This window comes from Mesorhizobium sp. M0633, from assembly GCF_040320645.1.
Classification (GTDB): domain Bacteria; phylum Pseudomonadota; class Alphaproteobacteria; order Rhizobiales; family Rhizobiaceae; genus Mesorhizobium.
Genome location: NZ_JAMYQC010000006.1, coordinates 116956 through 132609, shown reverse-complemented (window position 1 = coordinate 132609; position 15654 = coordinate 116956). Strand labels below are relative to the sequence as shown.

The 15654-nt window shown below is 62.3% G+C and carries 16 protein-coding genes; 5 read left to right on the top strand and 11 right to left on the bottom strand.

The window, feature by feature from the left end:
* Positions 1–94: 94 nt before the first annotated feature.
* Positions 95–487 carry a Co2+/Mg2+ efflux facilitator ApaG/CorD gene (gene apaG / locus NKI47_RS08410; protein WP_023677352.1) on the top strand — a complete coding sequence of 131 codons (393 nt, stop codon included), beginning with the start codon at positions 95–97 and terminating at the stop codon, positions 485–487.
* A 6-nt stretch (positions 488–493) separates the two neighbouring features.
* Here the strand turns inward: apaG and NKI47_RS08405 are convergent, their stop codons facing one another.
* The 3 genes from NKI47_RS08405 to NKI47_RS08395 form a co-directional block, all read right to left on the bottom strand.
* Positions 494–1504, bottom strand: coding sequence for an Hsp33 family molecular chaperone (locus NKI47_RS08405; protein WP_352576981.1), 1011 nt, complete (start codon positions 1502–1504; stop codon positions 494–496).
* A 162-nt stretch (positions 1505–1666) separates the two neighbouring features.
* Positions 1667–2578 (bottom strand): ornithine carbamoyltransferase, encoded by a 912-nt coding sequence (gene argF / locus NKI47_RS08400; RefSeq protein WP_254816329.1) that lies wholly within the window; start codon positions 2576–2578, stop codon positions 1667–1669.
* Positions 2579–2592: 14 nt separating this feature from the next.
* Positions 2593–3792: an aspartate aminotransferase family protein gene (locus NKI47_RS08395; RefSeq protein ID WP_023677349.1), complete on the bottom strand. Its 1200-nt coding sequence runs from the start codon at positions 3790–3792 to the stop codon at positions 2593–2595.
* Positions 3793–4147: 355 nt separating this feature from the next.
* On the opposite strand from NKI47_RS08395, the gene NKI47_RS08390 reads away from it, so the two are divergent.
* The gene (locus NKI47_RS08390) at positions 4148–4672 is read left to right on the top strand and encodes a GcrA family cell cycle regulator (protein ID WP_023677348.1); all 525 of its coding nucleotides are present in this window, start codon (positions 4148–4150) and stop codon (positions 4670–4672) included.
* 140 nt (positions 4673–4812) lie between these two features.
* Here the strand turns inward: NKI47_RS08390 and NKI47_RS08385 are convergent, their stop codons facing one another.
* From NKI47_RS08385 to NKI47_RS08375, 3 genes are all read right to left on the bottom strand, one after another.
* On the bottom strand, positions 4813–5820 hold the full coding sequence (locus NKI47_RS08385; RefSeq protein ID WP_352589141.1) for a magnesium and cobalt transport protein CorA: 1008 nt from the start codon (positions 5818–5820) through the stop codon (positions 4813–4815).
* 116 nt (positions 5821–5936) lie between these two features.
* Positions 5937–6662, bottom strand: a complete 726-nt coding sequence (gene phoU, locus NKI47_RS08380; RefSeq protein ID WP_352589138.1) for a phosphate signaling complex protein PhoU — start codon at positions 6660–6662, stop codon at positions 5937–5939.
* 117 nt (positions 6663–6779) lie between these two features.
* Positions 6780–8042, bottom strand: coding sequence for a sensor histidine kinase (locus tag NKI47_RS08375; protein WP_352589135.1), 1263 nt, complete (start codon positions 8040–8042; stop codon positions 6780–6782).
* Positions 8043–8239: 197 nt separating this feature from the next.
* On the opposite strand from NKI47_RS08375, the gene ppk2 reads away from it, so the two are divergent.
* Complete coding sequence (gene ppk2, locus NKI47_RS08370; protein WP_352589132.1) at positions 8240–9142, top strand: polyphosphate kinase 2; 903 nt, start codon at positions 8240–8242, stop codon at positions 9140–9142.
* A gap of 24 nt (positions 9143–9166) precedes the next feature.
* Here ppk2 and NKI47_RS08365 read toward each other — a convergent pair whose 3' ends face one another.
* From NKI47_RS08365 to NKI47_RS08355, 3 genes are all read right to left on the bottom strand, one after another.
* Positions 9167–9916, bottom strand: a complete 750-nt coding sequence (locus NKI47_RS08365) for an enoyl-CoA hydratase-related protein (RefSeq protein ID WP_023677343.1) — start codon at positions 9914–9916, stop codon at positions 9167–9169.
* A gap of 15 nt (positions 9917–9931) precedes the next feature.
* Positions 9932–10570 carry an acyl-homoserine-lactone synthase gene (locus NKI47_RS08360; protein WP_023677342.1) on the bottom strand — a complete coding sequence of 213 codons (639 nt, stop codon included), beginning with the start codon at positions 10568–10570 and terminating at the stop codon, positions 9932–9934.
* Between the two features lie 97 nt (positions 10571–10667).
* Positions 10668–11399 carry a helix-turn-helix transcriptional regulator gene (locus tag NKI47_RS08355; protein ID WP_023677341.1) on the bottom strand — a complete coding sequence of 244 codons (732 nt, stop codon included), beginning with the start codon at positions 11397–11399 and terminating at the stop codon, positions 10668–10670.
* A 271-nt stretch (positions 11400–11670) separates the two neighbouring features.
* Here NKI47_RS08355 and NKI47_RS08350 point away from each other — a divergent pair, with 271 nt between their 5' ends.
* Positions 11671–12522 carry an ABC transporter substrate-binding protein gene (locus tag NKI47_RS08350; RefSeq protein ID WP_352589129.1) on the top strand — a complete coding sequence of 284 codons (852 nt, stop codon included), beginning with the start codon at positions 11671–11673 and terminating at the stop codon, positions 12520–12522.
* A 14-nt stretch (positions 12523–12536) separates the two neighbouring features.
* On the opposite strand, the gene NKI47_RS08345 is transcribed toward NKI47_RS08350, so the two are convergent.
* A complete protein-coding gene (locus NKI47_RS08345) occupies positions 12537–12947 on the bottom strand; it encodes a tellurite resistance TerB family protein (RefSeq protein ID WP_023677339.1) in 411 nt (136 codons plus the stop codon).
* A gap of 246 nt (positions 12948–13193) precedes the next feature.
* Between NKI47_RS08345 and NKI47_RS08340 the strand changes: the two genes are divergently transcribed.
* Positions 13194–14849 (top strand): lysine--tRNA ligase, encoded by a 1656-nt coding sequence (locus tag NKI47_RS08340; protein WP_352589126.1) that lies wholly within the window; start codon positions 13194–13196, stop codon positions 14847–14849.
* Here NKI47_RS08340 and NKI47_RS08335 read toward each other — a convergent pair.
* Entirely contained in the window at positions 14812–15651 is an 840-nt protein-coding gene (locus NKI47_RS08335) for a thermonuclease family protein (RefSeq protein WP_023677337.1), read from the bottom strand. The two genes, NKI47_RS08340 and NKI47_RS08335, sit on opposite strands and share 38 nt — an antisense overlap.
* Between the last annotated feature and the right edge of the window lie 3 nt (positions 15652–15654).

Sequence of the window (15654 nt, the reverse complement as noted above, 5' to 3'; positions counted from 1 at the left end):
CACCTGCCCTCGAGTCGGGCAAGAAGATGACGCGCATCGTTGATCAAACTGCGCTGAGCGTCGAAGTTCCATCTACATTGCTTTGGAGCAGTTTATGTACAGCGCCGTCACCCGCAACATCGAAGTGCAGGTCAGGCCGTTCTATCTGGAGGATCACTCCGACCCGCCGCAAAACCGCTATGTCTGGGGATATCAGGTGACCATCGACAATCAGTCGGATGAGTTCGTGCAGCTTCTGTCGCGCTACTGGCACATTACCGACGGCACCGGCAAGGTCGAGGAAGTGCGCGGCCCCGGGGTCGTCGGCGAGCAACCCGGACTCAACCCCGGCGACAGCTATCAGTATACGTCTGGATGCCCGCTCTCGACGCCGTCCGGCATCATGGTCGGGCACTACACCATGCGCAACAAGCGGGGCGAGACGTTCGACGTCGCCATCCCCGCCTTCTCGCTCGACTTGCCGGGAATGCGGCGCACCGTCAATTGACGGCCGTCATCCGGCCGCTGCAAACTCCGCCGGGTCGAAGTCATATTGCTTCGAGCAGAATTCGCAGGCGACGTGAATGCTGCCATCCTCGGTGCTGTCCCTGATCTCCTCGGCGGAAAAGCCTTCGAGGATGCCGTGGATCTTCTCCCTCGAGCATGAGCATTGGTCGGCGACCGGCACCCCGCCGAACACGCGGACGCCATGCTCGTGGAAAAGCCGGTAAAGCAGCCGTTCGGCGCCGATCGTCGGATCGATCAGCTCGGTCGGTTCAATAGTACCAAGCAGCGCCAGCAGCTCCTGCCAGGAATTGTCGGTCGGGTCGTGGATTTCCTCACGCGGATCGCCGTCGCCACCGGGAAGGTCGGGTACGCGCATGCGCTCCGCCGACTGCGGCAGGAATTGTGCCAGCAGGCCACCGGCCCGCCATTGCTCGCGGGCACCGCCGACGCCGGGCGTCAGAAGCTTGGCAACCGAAAGCCGGAGGTCGGTCGGAATCTGCTCCGACTGGCGGAAATAGGTGCGTGCGGCATGTTCCAGTGTGACGCCGTCGAGCTGGACGATGCCCTGGTAGCGTTGTGTGTGCGCGCCCTGGTCGATGGTCAGCGCCAGGACGCCGCTGCCGAGCAGCGTCTGCGGTGACGTCTCGCCGGCAGAAGTCAAAGCCTGCAGCCGGTCGGCATCGAAGCGGGCATAAGCGCGCAGCGCTTGCGGCGTGGAGAAATCCGCGACCAGCATGTCGACCGGCCCGTCGGTGCGGGTCTGCAGAATGAACTTGCCCTCGAACTTCAGCGAAGTTCCGAGCAATACCGTCAACACACAGGCTTCAGCCAGGAGCCGGGCGACCGGCTCGGGATAGTCGTGGCGGCTCAGAATAGCATCGAGCATCGGCCCGAGCTGGACGGTGCGACCGCGCACGTCGAGCGGGCCGACCTCGAACGGCACGACATGGTCGTCGCCGGCGTAGCCGAATTCGCCGAGCTTGGGTTTATGTTCAGCCAATTGATGAGTTTCCAACATGACAAAGCTCCGGGGCGCGGCGATGCCGCCCTCCGGGGCGCATGCGACGAGACGCGCTCGATTTGCGTGGTGCGCCTGAGATAGGCACCACCAACTCCCGGATCAAGGCGGCCCAGATCAAGGCGGCGCAGATCAGGCCGGCCCGGATCACCGCGGCTCGTATCAAGCGCCCAGGCACCAGGCCAGGACCGCCTTCTGGGCATGGAGCCGGTTCTCGGCCTCATCGAACACCACCGAATGCGGTCCGTCGATGACCTCGTCGGTAACCTCCTCACCGCGATGCGCCGGTAGACAGTGCATGAACAGCGCGTCCGGCTTGGCTTTCGCCATCAGTGCCGCATTGACCTGATAGGGCAGGAAGACATTGTGGCCGCGGGCACGGTGCTCCTGGCCCATCGACACCCAGCAGTCGGTGACGATGCAGTCGGCCTCGTGAACGGCCTCCTCGGGCGAACGGGTGAATTTCAGCTTGCCGCCATTGGCTTTCGACCAGTCGACATGCTTCTGGGCCGGTTCGCTGCCCTCGGGCACGGCGACGTTCAGCTTGAAATGGAACCGCGCGGATGCCTCCAGCAGCGAATGCAGCACGTTGTTGCCGTCGCCGGTCCAGGCGATCGTTTTACCGGCCACCGGACCGCGGTGCTCTTCGAAGGTCATGATGTCGGCCATCAGCTGGCAGGGATGGGTCTCGTCGGTCAGCCCGTTGATGACGGGGACCGTAGCGTTTTCCGTCAGTTCCAGCAGCCGGTCATGCGAGGTGGTGCGGATCATGATGGCATCGACATAGCGCGACAGCACCTTGGCCGTGTCGGCAATGGTCTCCGAGCGGCCAAGCTGCATCTCGGTGCCGGTCAGCATGATCGTCTCGCCACCCAACTGCCGCATACCGACGTCGAACGACACGCGCGTGCGCGTCGACGGCTTGTCGAAGATCATCGCCAGCACCTTGCCTTCGAGCGGCTTGCTGCGTTCGCCGGCCTTGAGCCTTGCCTTTCGCACCGCTGCGTCGTCGAGCATGAAGCGCAGATCGCCTTCGGAAACGGCGGAAAGATCGGTGAAATGGCGAAGGGACATCAGGAATTCCAGGATTACTTCGCAGCGGCAGCGACGATGGCATCTGCCAGGCTCTTGGCGCCGGCACGAATGCGCTCGAGCGCTTCGTGGATCTCGGCGTCGGTGACGGTGAGAGGCGGTAGCAGGCGGATAACGTTGTCGCCGGCCGGAACCGTCAAGAGATGCTGGTCACGCAGTGCCACCGTAACCTTGGTGTTGGGCATCGCGCATTTAAGCCCGAGCATCAGGCCGGTGCCCCTGATGCTTTCGATAACATCCGGAAATTCGTCGGCGACGCCAGCGAGCCCCTGCTTCAACAGCAGTGCCTTGCGCCGGACGTCTTCGAGAAAGCCGTCTTCCAGCACCACGTCGAGCACGGCGTTGCCGACCGCCATTGCCAGCGGATTGCCGCCGAAGGTGGTGCCGTGCACGCCGGCGGTCATGCCGACCGCTGCCTCGTCGGTGGCGAGGCAGGCACCCATCGGGAAGCCGCCGCCGATGCCTTTGGCCACCGCCATGAGGTCGGGTGTGACACCCGCCCATTCATGCGCGAACAGCTTTCCGGTGCGGCCGACGCCGCATTGGACCTCGTCGAAAATCAGGAGCAGTCCGTGCTGATCGCAGAGCTGCCTGAGCCGCTTCAGCGATTGCGTCGGCACTTGCCTGATGCCGCCCTCCCCTTGCACCGGCTCGATCAGGATCGCCGCGGTTTCAGGCGTGATCGCCTTCTCGGCGGCATCCACATCGTCGAAACCGACCTGGTCGAAGCCGTCGACCTTGGGGCCGAAACCTTCCAGATACTTGTACTGGCCGCCGGCGGCGATGGTCGCCAGGGTGCGGCCGTGGAAGGCGCCTTCGAAGGTGATTGTGCGGTAGCGCTCGGGATGGCCCTTGACGAAGTGGTACCGCCGCGCCGTCTTGATGGCGCATTCGAGCGCCTCTGCGCCGGAATTGGTGAAGAACACCTTGTCGGCAAAGCTTGCGTCGGCCAGCCGCTCGCCGAGCCGGCTCTGTCCCGGAATCTCGTACAGATTGGAGACGTGCCAGAGCTTGGCGGCCTGCTCGGTGAGGGCCGCGACCAGATGCGGATGGCTGTAGCCCAACGAATTCACGGCGATGCCGCCGGCGAAATCGAGATATCGCTCGCCCTTGTCGGTGACCAGCCAGGTGCCTTCACCGTGGTCGAAAGCCAGGGGTGCGCGAACAAAGGTCTCGAAAAGCGCCGAACCGCTCATTATATGCGTCTCCGGAACCGGAAAAATCAAAAAGCCGCCAAAGCGGCGGCCCTTGTGGCTTATCGTGTTTTTCGGCCGTGAAGTCAACGAAAAGGTCGCGCAAGGTCGCGCGGCAAGCCCCCCAGCATAACGCCGGCTCATAAGCGACCGGGCAAGTTGGGGAAAACCGAAAAAACCGATTCGTGTTGGCCTTGGGACTCTTGTCACCGAGTCAGCGCATAAGGTAATTGTAGTAGAGAAATAACTAGATTTCGTGCGGCGGACCTAATCACCCGATATATGTGGTGTCTGCCCGGCAGAAGCCGGGTCGGGAATGGATTCCGATTGCCGCACGTTTCAGCAGGAGCGCGGTCTCATGAACTGGACTGACGAGCGAGTCGAACTTCTCAGAAAATTGTGGTCGGAGGGCCTCAGCGCCAGCCAGATCGCCGCACAGCTTGGCGGGGTCAGCCGCAATGCGGTCATCGGCAAAGTGCACCGGCTGAAACTGTCCGGTCGCGGACGCACGACCGCCTCACCGGCACGCCAGAAGAAGACGGTGCAGGGATCGACGATCCAGAAATCGGTGTCCCGGGCAGCAAGCGCCACGCGCCATGCCACCACCTCGATGTCGATCGGTGCGACCGCGCTCAAGGCGCAGTTCGATGCCGAACCGGTGGCGCGCCACTATATTCGCCCGGTCGAGAACGTCGTCGTGCCGATCTCGCGGCATCTGCAACTTGTCGAACTAAACGAGCGCACTTGCAAATGGCCGAACGGCGATCCGCTTTCGGAAGACTTCCATTTCTGCGGCAACGACGCCGCCGAAACCGGCCCCTACTGCAAGTACCACGCCCGCGTGGCGTTCCAGCCGGCATCGGAGCGGCGGCGGAGCAGATAGTTAGGGGAATAGGGGAGCAAGGCAGTACGGCAGTAGGTGAATTGTAGAGAAGCGCGCTCCCGAAGCGATAGCCTACTGCCCTACTGCCGCCCTACTGCCGCCCTACTGCCCTACTGCCCTACTGCCCTGCTGCCCTCGCTTCAAAGCCACCCGTTCTTGCGAAACCGCCAGTAAAGAAACGTGCAGATCAGGGCAATTGCCGCCAGGACGGCCGGGTAGCCATATTCCATCCTCAGTTCCGGCATGTCGCTGAAATTCATGCCGTAAATGCCGGCGAATGCCGTCGGCACGGCCAAGATTGCGGCCCATGAGGCAAGCTTCTTGGAGATCGCCGTCTCCTGGCTTTGACCGACCAGAAGGCTCGCCTCGAAGGCGAAGGCGAGAACCTCACGCAGGCTGTCGATCTTTTCCTGGACAGTGCGGATGTGGTCGGTGACGTCGCGAAACAGCGGGTGCATGGCTGTGTGGATTTGCGGCAGATCGGCGCTGGTGAGCCGCCGGCAGACCTCCACCAGCGGCAGGGCCGCATTACGCAGGCGCAAGAGATCGCGGCGCAGCATGTAAAGCCGTTCGATATCGGAACCGGTCATCGGTTTCAGCAGAACCTTGTCCTCGATCGCCTCGACCTCGTTTTCGATCTGCTCAAGCACCGGCATATAGTTGTCGACGATGAAATCGAGAATGGCGTAGAGGACGAAATCCTCGCCCTTGGCAAGGGAATGCGGGCAGCTTTCCCAATGCTGCCGAACGGCGGCGTAGGAGGTCGACGGGCCATGCCTGACGCTGACAATGTAGCCCGCGCCGACGAACAGATGCGTCTCGCCGAAGGTGACGCGGCTCTCGATCAGCTGCGCCGTGCGGGCAACTATGAACAGGGCATCACCATATTGCTCGATCTTCGGTCGCTGGTGCGGATGCTCGGCGTCCTCGATCGCCAGCTCATGCAGATGGAATTGCGCCTGGACGCGCAGCAGCAAATTGCGGTCGGGCTCCAGCAGTCCGATCCAGACCACGTGACCCGGCTTCCCGGCCCATTCGCCGGCTTCCTCGATCGGAATGTCGGCGATGCGCCGCCCAGCCGTATAGACGCCGCAAGCGATTATACCCGACATCGGCGGCGCAGGAGCAAACTCGCGGACGTATGCCATCGCAGCCTCCTGAAGGCGGGGCCTTCATCGCGGAACTGAGAAGTCGGCGCGTCGAAAGCTTAGCGCAATTTTCTGTCAGGTGGCGAATCCGAAATTCGCATCAGTGCTGAGAGAACTCACTTCGCTGGTTGGGTTGCGGGAAGAATAATCTTGTCCGTCTTGTCGCCCTTCGGACGATCGGCCGGCATCTGATCGCCGGTGACGATATAGTAGATCGTCTCGGCGATGTTGGTAGCGTGGTCGCCGATGCGCTCGATGTTCTTGGCGCAAAACAGGAGATGTGTGCAGGGCGTGATGTTGCGTGGGTCTTCCATCATGTAGGTCAGCAATTCGCGAAACAGAGAGGTGTACATGGCGTCGATCTGGTCGTCGCGGTCGCGCACGAAACCGATTTTCTCCACCGACCGCGACGCATAGACGTCGAGTACTTCCTTGAGCTGGGTCAGTGCCAGATTGGCCAAAGCCTCGAGGCCGCGGAACAGGCTGTTCGGCTGGCGCCCGTCTGCGACGGCAACCACCCGCTTGGCGACGTTCTTGCCGAGGTCGCCTATCCGTTCGAGGTCAGCCGAGATGCGGATCGCGCCGACGATCTCGCGCAGATCCGTCGCCATCGGCTGGCGTTTAGCGATGATGATGATCGCCTTGTCGTCGATCTCGCGCTGTCCCTCATCCAGAACCAGGTCGTCCCGAATGACTTTCTGGGCAAGCCCCGGATCCGCATTGACCAGCGCCGCGACCGCCTGCTCGACCATGCGCTCGGCATGCCCGCCCATCGCCGCGATGCGCTTCGACAGATATTTCAGCTCCTCGTCATAGGCGCTGACGATATGCACGGACTGCATGGACGAAATGCCTTCCCGGGATCTCGTGGTTGAGTCGTTCCCTCGAATCCCCGCTGATACGCTAGCCGGATGACAGAAAAAAGAAACGGCCCATTATGTGCTAGAGATAGTACTACGTTAGCGAGCCGGCAAATGGACCGTGAACGCCGCACCCTTGCCGACCTCCGACCTGATGGAGAGTCTGGCGTTGTGGCGGGTCAGGATATGCTTGACGATGGACAGGCCAAGGCCGGTGCCCTTCTGGGTTCGGCTGTTCTCGACGTCGACGCGGTAGAAGCGCTCGGTGATGCGCGGGATGTGCTCTTCGGGGATGCCGGGGCCGAAGTCCCTGATGGTGACGTCGATGCCCGGTTCGGGATCGCTGTCGCTGCGTATGATCGACACCACGACGCGTCCGCCCGACTGACCATATTTGCAGGCGTTTTCCAGCAGGTTTTCGAAGACCTGGAAAAGCTCGTCCCGATCGCCGGGCACGTCGAGCGGCCCTTCCGCGAAATCACGCTCGATGACGACGCCGTTTTCCTTTGCGAGCGGCCCAAGCGAATCGATGACGCTGTCGATGGCCTGGCGCAGGTCGACCTCGGTTCCCGGCTTGAGATAGGGCTTCATCTCCAGGCGCGACAGCGACAGAAGGTCGTCGATGAGGCGCGCCATGCGGCTGGTCTGGTTCTGCATGATCTGCAGGAACTGCTCGCGCGCCGCGGGGTCGTTGCGGGCCGGCCCGCGCAGCGTCTCGATGAAGCCGGCGATCGAGGCGAGAGGCGTGCGCAGCTCGTGGCTGGCATTGGCAATGAAGTCGGCACGCATTCTGTCGATCCGGCGCGCCTCACTCTGGTCCTTGAACACCAGTACGTAGAGATCCGTGGCATGGCCGACTGAAGACGCGCTCACCCGATAGGCTCGTTCGACCGGCAGCTTTTCTATGTAGTCGACGCTGTCCGAAGCGACGTTGCCCGCCAAGATACTATCCAGCAAGCCCTGCATTTCCGGCGCGCGGAATTTCAGCGACAGCGACATGCCGGGGGCAATCCCGCCGAAGGCGGCAAAGGCAGCGGCGTTGGCGTGGACGATGGCGGCGGAGCGATCGAAAATGATCAGCGGATCGGCAACCGCCGCCGCGAGATATTCGCCGGAAAGTTGTTGCACGCTCGACTCGATGGCCGCGGCATTTTCGGTCGATTGGCGGGCGATGCCGGCCGGCAGCATCGCAGCGGCAACCAGCACGGCGCCAGCCAGCAGCACCACATAGCCAGACATGCCGGCAAAACCATAGACCATCAGAACCGCAACGAGGCCGGCCGCCAGCAGCCAGCGGCTGTTCCACAGCCGCATGGCGACGGCTTGCGCCCTGCCTCTCCGCTCTGTGCCGATGTCGGCCATTTGCGCTCCGTCTGCGGCCACTTCAAGAACTTCTTGCTGGACCGGCGCTAGAGCGCAGTGCGTCCAATTGGACGCACAAAGGACGCTCTACCACTTTATCTGCTGCATCGTTCTTTCCGAAAATCGATTCCGATTTTCGGGCCGATGCAGTAAGGCTCCCAATAGCACGAGTCCGGAAGCTGGAAAGGTTCGCCTCGATGAAAAACGCTAAGGAAAGCCCCGCCGCACCCTCATCGGGGCCGCTGAAGATCATGATCGACGGCAAGGAGAGGGCGTTCGACATCGAGGCCCCCGCGCTTCCCGACTGGGTCGAGGACCGCAAGCTCACCGCCGGCGGTTACCCTTACGACAAGAAGATGAAGAGCGAGGAGTATGACGAGAGGCTAGAGAAGCTGCAGATCGAGCTGGTCAAGGCGCAGGCGTGGCTGCAGTCGACGGGCAAGCGGGTAATGTCGCTGTTCGAGGGGCGCGACGCTGCCGGCAAGGGCGGCACGATCTTCGTTTTGCGCCAGTATCTGAACCCTCGCACGGCGCGCAACGTGGCGCTGACCAAGCCAACGCCCACCGAGCTTGGACAATGGTACTTCCAGCGCTACGTCGACCACTTCCCGACGTCGGGCGAATTCGTCACCTTCGACCGCTCCTGGTATAACCGCGCCGGCGTTGAACCGGTGATGGGATTCTGCACGCCCGAGCAGCACGAGCAATTTCTGGACGAGGTTCCGCATTTCGAGCGGATGATCCGCAACGAGGGCATACATTTCTTCAAATTCTGGCTGAACATCGGCCGGGAAACGCAGCTCGAGCGATTCCACGACCGCCGCTGGAGCCCGCTGAAGAGCTGGAAGTTTTCGCCAATCGACATCGCCGGCATCACCAAATGGGACGAATACACCAAAGCGCGCGACCTGATGGTCGAGCGCACGCACAAGGAGTTCGCGCCCTGGATCATTGTGCGGGCGAACGACAAACGGCGCGCTCGGCTGGCCGTCATGCAGCGCATTCTCCTTTCGCTTCCCTATGACGGCCGCTACCTCGACGTCATCGGCAAGGAGGACAAGAAGATCATCGGCGAAGGGCCGACTTTCCTCGAAAAATAAGCTCACCTCATCGATACGCGGCTCTCATGCCGCCAGCCGGGCAATCCGCTGCAGTCGCTTCAGCGTGGTGTCGTCCTGCAGCGCCTGCTGGAAAAGCGAGATCTCCTGGTCGATGCGGTCGCAGAGCGCGCCGGTGTCGCCCCTAAGCAGGTCGCGCGTCTGTAGCAGCGCCGCGACAGGCTTCTTGGCGAGTTGCCTGGCTCTTGCCAACGTGGCTTCCTCGACGCTGCCGTCCGTCACGATCTCGCCGACAAGGCCCAGTGCCCTGGCATCTTCGGCGGCGAGCGTGTCGCCCAGGCAGAAGAAGCGGAACGCCCCGGCATAGCCGAGCTTCTGCGGCGCCAGAATGCTGGTCGCCGCGTCCGGCACCAGGCCGAAATCGACGAACGGCACCCGAAACGTGCTCTTGCTCGAGGCGATCACCATGTCGCAGTGGAACAGGATGGTGCAACCGACGCCGACGGCGTCGCCGTCGACACAGGCAAGGACCGGTTTCGGGAACGTCGCCAGCGTGCGGAACATATCGGTGACGGCGGCGATCAGTCGCCGATGTTTGGTGGCGTCGAGAAATTCGGAGAAATCGGCACCGAGGCAGAAGCACCCGGCCAAGCCGCGCAGGACCACGACGCGGACGTCGTCGTCGACAGCGGCTTCGTGGAATGTCCTGGCCAGGCTTTCATAGGCCCGCCTGTCCAGCACCGGGCGGCCGTCACCCGACGATACCGTGACGATCAGCGTGTGATTGCGGAATTCTGCTTTTGAGTGAACGTTCATGGCCTCTCTCCAATCTCACGAGGCGCGTCTCTGTCCGAGCATGTCCGGGTACCCTCTGGCCAGCACCGGCGCAAAATGGTTGCGGCGCGAACGCACCACGTCGAGCGTGTGCTCGTTGAAGGTGAGCAGTGTGGCAACCACCTGCTGGTTGCCATAGGTACGCTGGTAACCGAGCGGCGTTGCCAGGAAATGCAGCTGCAGCGCGCGAAGCACCCACATCGGCTCGAATTCGATGATCACCTGGTTGACGTTGCGCTTCAGACCCCACTCGACGAAGCCGGCGATCAGCTCGGTGCCGACCGTCGACACGCCGCGCCGACCGTCGCGGAATCCCGGCGCAACCGCATAGCGGGTCAGTTCATAGACATTCGGGCCCGACGGTGGGGTTCCCTCATAAAGGTCCGCCAGCACATCGGTTAGAAGATGTGCCCGGGTCGTCGGCAACATCCGCTGATAACCGGCGAGCTCGCCATTGCGGATGACGATCTGGTGCACTGCCTCGTCGTGGTCGAATTGATCGATCTCGAGGCCATCAGGGCGCTGCAGATCGGTCCATCCCATCTCTTCGACGAAAACTCTGTAACGCAAACGATGAACTGCCTCCCAGAGGTCGGGCCGTTCCATCAATTCCTGGGTCGTGAGGGAAAAAAGCATTTGCCGTCTCCTAGTTTCAACAGGAAGATACGGCCGTGCTTTCCCAAAAAAATTACGCGATCACGCAAGCAAGAATTTCTAGGCCGGCGCGGCCGACCTAGTTAATATAGCCGCGCCTTATCGCTTCCGCGACGGCCTGGACCCGGTTGACGGCACCGAGTTTGCTTTTGGCGTTAAGAAGGTGTTTCTCTGACGTGTGTTCCGAAATGCCGAGAATTTGTGAAATCTCCCATTCGGACTTGCCAACAGCAGCCCATTGCAGGCATTCGCGCTCACGCGGCGTTAATTCGACATGATCGATGGTTTTGCCCGCCATGGTGTGGAGCTGCATTGCGCGGCCAATCGCATAAGTCGAGACCAGCGACACCAACCCGAACTCGGCGCTCGACAATTCGACAGCCTCGCCGCCTAGCGACACCATGACGATCTGGCCATCGAGCGTGATTAGCGGGAAGGCCAACCCGTCGCGCAGCTTGAATTCGCCGGCATCGCCCATCACCTCGCCGCCGCTCTTGCCGATGCGGATGCCCTGAGATGCTTCCCGCCACTGGAATGGCGCTTGAAGCTGCTTCATGTGGCTGACGACGGGGTCGTGATCGACGTAGTTGCGCGCGACGTAGCGCTCAAGCCATTCAGCCGGCCAGTCGCAGAGCAGCACATGGTCCTTTTGCTGGTTTCTCGGCGTGCCAGGTTGCGGAACCGTCCCGGCCATCAGCGCCGTCAGCCCGAACCCGCTTGTTACCCCCAGCAGCTTTTCGCAGACGGCGGCGGCTGTGCCGGCGTGCTGCAACTGATCTATCAACTCCAGCGTACGATCGAAATGACCCATCGCAACATCTACCCCATGTTGCCTTCCGCTCTTGAGGCCAATGGCAGTGATCAACCCGCACCACGCCATCAACCCCGGACTGCAAAGCTGCCTCCCCTGTGCGTCCTACTGCTCCTCTTCAGCCGGCATCACGCAGTCACTTGCAAACTCACTAAACAATATCCCTAAATTGCAATGATGAAACCAAAAACCGTCGTACCTGTGTTTTTTTCGTACAAAAACCTGTGTTATTTCGTACGAAAGGCGGGGCAAGACCGGACGGAGTCGTCGCGTGGCGTTTCGGCGCATATCCATTTCATTGATCTTGATATTGATCGGAGCGCAATCGCTTGCGGCTGCTGCGCTCGCCGCGGAGCCGCAGGTGCCGGTGTTCTGGGACGCCAAGGAGCGGCTGCCAAAGCCGGACCTTTCGATGCTGCCGCGGCTGCGATTCCTGACCACCACGGATTTCCCGCCGTTCAATTTCCTCGATGGGGCAGGCCGGCTGTCGGGCTTCCATGTCGACCTGGCGCGCGCCATCTGCGCCGAGCTCGGCATTGCCGAAAAATGCCAGATCCAGGCGCTGCCCTGGGCCGAGCTCGAAGGTGCGCTCGGGAAAGGCGAGGGCGAAGCGATCATTGCCGGCATCGCCGCGACGCCGGAGTCGCGGTCGAAATACGCATTTTCACGCTCCTACCTGCAATTTCCGGCACGCTTCATCATGCTGAAGACACAGGCGCTGACCGAACCAATGTTCGACAAGCTGCGCAGCAAGCGTGTCGGCGTGATCGCCGGCTCCGCGCACGAGCGGATGCTGCGCGATTATTTCGGCGACGTCCAAATCGTCCCGTTCGCAAAGCCGGAGGAGCTTTATGGCGAGCTGAAAGCCGGCAAGATCGACGCCGCCTTCGGCGACGGCATGCGTTTCGCCTTCTGGCTCGGCGGTTCGGATGCAGCGGGCTGCTGCCGCTTTGCCGGCGGCCCCTATCTGGCGCCCGAATATCTCGGCTCAGGCATGGCAATCGCCACTAGGGCCGACGATCCGGCACTGGCCGCCGCTTTCGACTACGCGCTGCAGGAAATCTCGGTGAAAGGCACGTTCGCTGAGTTCTATCTGCGCTATTTTCCCGTCAGTCTTTTCTGAGCTTGGCCGCCGGCTCAGGTCAGCGTGCGAAGGCGGGCCTTGGCGGCTCGCGCAATGGCGGCGACCGTCAGCGCATCGAGGTCGAGTTCCCGGCGGACGAGCTGCAGGACGCGCACCTCCTCCAGGCGCATTTCGAGATCGACAGCTGCGACCTCGAAGGCGGCGGCATAGGCGGTGTCACGCAGGCGTTCGGGCAGCGCCTCGGCGACGCGCGCCAGGACGCCCTCCAGCCCATCCTTTTCATGCAGCATTTTCTGGCAGGCCTGGGCGACCTCGACCAGCCGCTCCTGGTTGAAATCCTCAAACACCGGCCAGGATCGAACGACGTCGCCGATCCGCGCCAGTTCGACGTCGGTCATGTCGCGGTCTGACGCCGAGGTGATGACCATCAGGTAGATCATGGCTTCGTGTGGCGACAATGGCATTTACAACTCCTTGAGACGGTCCCGAAGTTAGGAACGAGGGACCGGCGCCGCAAGGAAAAACAGCCGCGATCGTTGGCGCTCCGATCACGCCTTGGAACTTGATCCATCCTGACTATCGGGACGGGGGCTCTTAATCTTCTTGCCTGATCACGGTGCTGCCCGAAAACCGGGTTCCACTTTTCGGGATCATGGTCTAGAGCATGCGGCTGCCGGCATGGATGCTGGCAAAGTTGCAGGAATAGCATCATGGCCGAACAACAGCCGATCGATCTCAGCCCGGAAGTCCTCGCCGCCGCCGCCGAAAGCAAGGCGTGGCCATTCGAGGAAGCGAACAAGATCGTCGCCCGCTACGCGAGCAGCGGCTACCCGGAAACGGTGCTGTTCGAGACCGGCTACGGCCCGTCCGGCCTGCCGCACATCGGCACGTTCGGCGAGGTGGCGCGCACATCTATGGTGCGCCACGCCTTCCGCGTGCTGACTGAAGACAAGGTCAAGACGCGGCTGCTGTGCTTCTCCGACGACATGGACGGATTGCGCAAGGTGCCGGACAATGTGCCTAACAAGGACATGCTGCGCGCCTATCTCGGCAAGCCGCTGACCAGGATACCGGACCCGTTCTCCAATGAGTATCCGTCCTTCGGCGCCGCCAATAACGCACGGCTGCGCGCTTTCCTCGACCGTTTCGGCTTCGATTACGAATTCGCTTCCTCGACCGACTATTATACTTCCGGCCGCTTCGACGCGACGCTGCTCAAGATGCTCGAGCGCTTCGATAAGGTGATGGCAATTATGCTGCCGTCGCTGCGCGAGGAGCGGGCGCTGAGCTATTCGCCCTTCCTGCCGATCCATCCCAAGACCGGCATCGTCATGCAAGTCGCGATCGACGAGCGCAAGCTCGACGCCGGCACCATCGTGTGGCGCGACCCGGACACCGGCGAGCGCTTCGAGACGCCGGTGACCGGCGGTCATGCCAAGCTGCAATGGAAGCCAGATTGGGCGATGCGCTGGGCAGCACTCGGCGTCGATTACGAGATGTCCGGCAAGGATCTGATCGATTCCGTCAAGCTCGCCGGGCAGATTTGCCGCGCGCTCGATGCTCCGGCACCGGAGGGCTTCAATTATGAGCTGTTCCTCGATGAGAACGGCCAGAAGATCTCGAAGTCGAAGGGCAATGGGCTGACCATCGACGAGTGGCTGACTTACGCGCCGACCGAGAGCCTTAGCCTTTATATGTTCCAGCGCCCGCGAACCGCGAAGAAGCTTTATTTCGACGTCATCCCGAAGGCGGTAGACGAATATTACACGTTCCTCTCTGCCTATCAGAGGCAGGACTGGAAGGAGCGGCTGGGCAATCCGGTCTGGCACATGCATGACGGCAATCCCCCGGCAGTCGACCTGCCGGTTCCGTTCTCGCTGCTGCTCAACCTGGTCAGCGCCTCGAATGCGCAGAACAGGGACGTGCTGTGGGGTTTCATTTCGCGCCACGCGCCGGGTGTGACGCCGACAACCCATCCCGAGCTCGACCGGCTGGCCGAATATGCCATCCGCTATTTCGACGATTTCGTGAAGCCGGCGAAAGTGTACCGTGCTGCCGACGCGGTCGAGCGCGAGGCGCTGACCAAGCTTTCGGAAGCGCTCGCCGCGCTGCCGGCTGATGCCGACAGCGAGGCAATCCAGAACGCTGCCCTCAATGTTGCGCGCAAGATCGAGCGCTACCAGGATCATTCCAAGCAGAGCCCGGAGGGCGGACCCGGTGTCTCCGTCGCCTTCTTCCAGATGATCTATCAGGTGCTGATAGGTCAGGAACGCGGGCCGCGCTTCGGCTCCTTCGCCGCGCTCTACGGCATCGCCGAAACGCGCGAGCTCATTCAGCGGGCGCTGGCTGGTCAGCTGGCGGCATGAGGACGCCGTCTTGCTCCTCCAGGATCGAGCTAGGCGCTACAGGCGCGGATCGCGACGCAGCAGCCGGGAGCGGCGGCAGGCCTGAAACGCTCGGCGGCGGCCCGAAGACGCCTTTTTTTGCTGCACGCGCCTTCTCGCCGGCTTCTACGTAAGGGCCGCCCTTGGCGGCGCGCGCCCAGCCATTTTCGACCAGCCATTGGCCGATATCCTGATTGCCGATCCGGCACTCGGCGGCGATCAGATCAGGACCGCCTTCGGGCGGCACGGCACAGACCACCGCACGACTGCGGAGAAAGGCGCGGAAGGCCGTTCGCGCCCGAATGCCGCAATTCCAGGACTCGCCGCCGTCGGTGCAAGTCTCCTCCTGCTTGACGATGTCGATACCGGAAACCGCAATCGAATAGCCCTTTGCTTCGATGACCCCGGCGGCCGACGCGACGGGCTGGAATAGTTTCGTGCCTTTCCAGTCGTCGGGCATTTTCGTTTTTGGCGGCTTGGGCGGTCCGGCCAATGCCAGATCGCTCAACGGGGCGCGCGGCTCTATCCGTTCAAGCTCGTTGGAACCGAGCTGCGGCGGCACCACGATTTCTGGATCGATTGCCCTCGAATGCGCCGCCTGCTTGGCCGGCACTGGTTTCGGGATGGCCGACGTAGCCGGCGCGGCGGGCTGCGGTTCAGCGCCGACCTGGATTTGCTCCCAGGGGCCGCCGCTTTCGCTCTGGACGGCGCGGCCGCCGGCGACAATTGCCGTGGCCATCGCCGGGATCGCCAGAACAGCCAAGGCAAGGTGAGGCAGACGCACCGG

Bases quoted from the DNA above. Each gene is read 5' to 3' on its own strand.
- ppk2 (WP_352589132.1), top strand. From the start codon at position 8,240: ATGAAAAACGCTAAGGAAAGCCCCGCCGCACCCTCATCGGGGCCGCTG.
- NKI47_RS08340 (WP_352589126.1), top strand. From the start codon at position 13,194: ATGGCCGAACAACAGCCGATCGATCTCAGCCCGGAAGTCCTCGCCGCC.
- NKI47_RS08385 (WP_352589141.1), bottom strand. From the start codon at position 5,820: ATGGCATACGTCCGCGAGTTTGCTCCTGCGCCGCCGATGTCGGGTATA.
- NKI47_RS08395 (WP_023677349.1), bottom strand. From the start codon at position 3,792: ATGAGCGGTTCGGCGCTTTTCGAGACCTTTGTTCGCGCACCCCTGGCT.
- NKI47_RS08365 (WP_023677343.1), bottom strand. From the start codon at position 9,916: ATGAACGTTCACTCAAAAGCAGAATTCCGCAATCACACGCTGATCGTC.
- NKI47_RS08375 (WP_352589135.1), bottom strand. From the start codon at position 8,042: ATGGCCGACATCGGCACAGAGCGGAGAGGCAGGGCGCAAGCCGTCGCC.
- NKI47_RS08345 (WP_023677339.1), bottom strand. From the start codon at position 12,947: ATGCCATTGTCGCCACACGAAGCCATGATCTACCTGATGGTCATCACC.
- NKI47_RS08390 (WP_023677348.1), top strand. From the start codon at position 4,148: ATGAACTGGACTGACGAGCGAGTCGAACTTCTCAGAAAATTGTGGTCG.
- apaG (WP_023677352.1), top strand. From the start codon at position 95: ATGTACAGCGCCGTCACCCGCAACATCGAAGTGCAGGTCAGGCCGTTC.
- argF (WP_254816329.1), bottom strand. From the start codon at position 2,578: ATGTCCCTTCGCCATTTCACCGATCTTTCCGCCGTTTCCGAAGGCGAT.
- NKI47_RS08360 (WP_023677342.1), bottom strand. From the start codon at position 10,570: ATGCTTTTTTCCCTCACGACCCAGGAATTGATGGAACGGCCCGACCTC.
- NKI47_RS08405 (WP_352576981.1), bottom strand. From the start codon at position 1,504: ATGTTGGAAACTCATCAATTGGCTGAACATAAACCCAAGCTCGGCGAA.
- phoU (WP_352589138.1), bottom strand. From the start codon at position 6,662: ATGCAGTCCGTGCATATCGTCAGCGCCTATGACGAGGAGCTGAAATAT.
- NKI47_RS08355 (WP_023677341.1), bottom strand. From the start codon at position 11,399: ATGGGTCATTTCGATCGTACGCTGGAGTTGATAGATCAGTTGCAGCAC.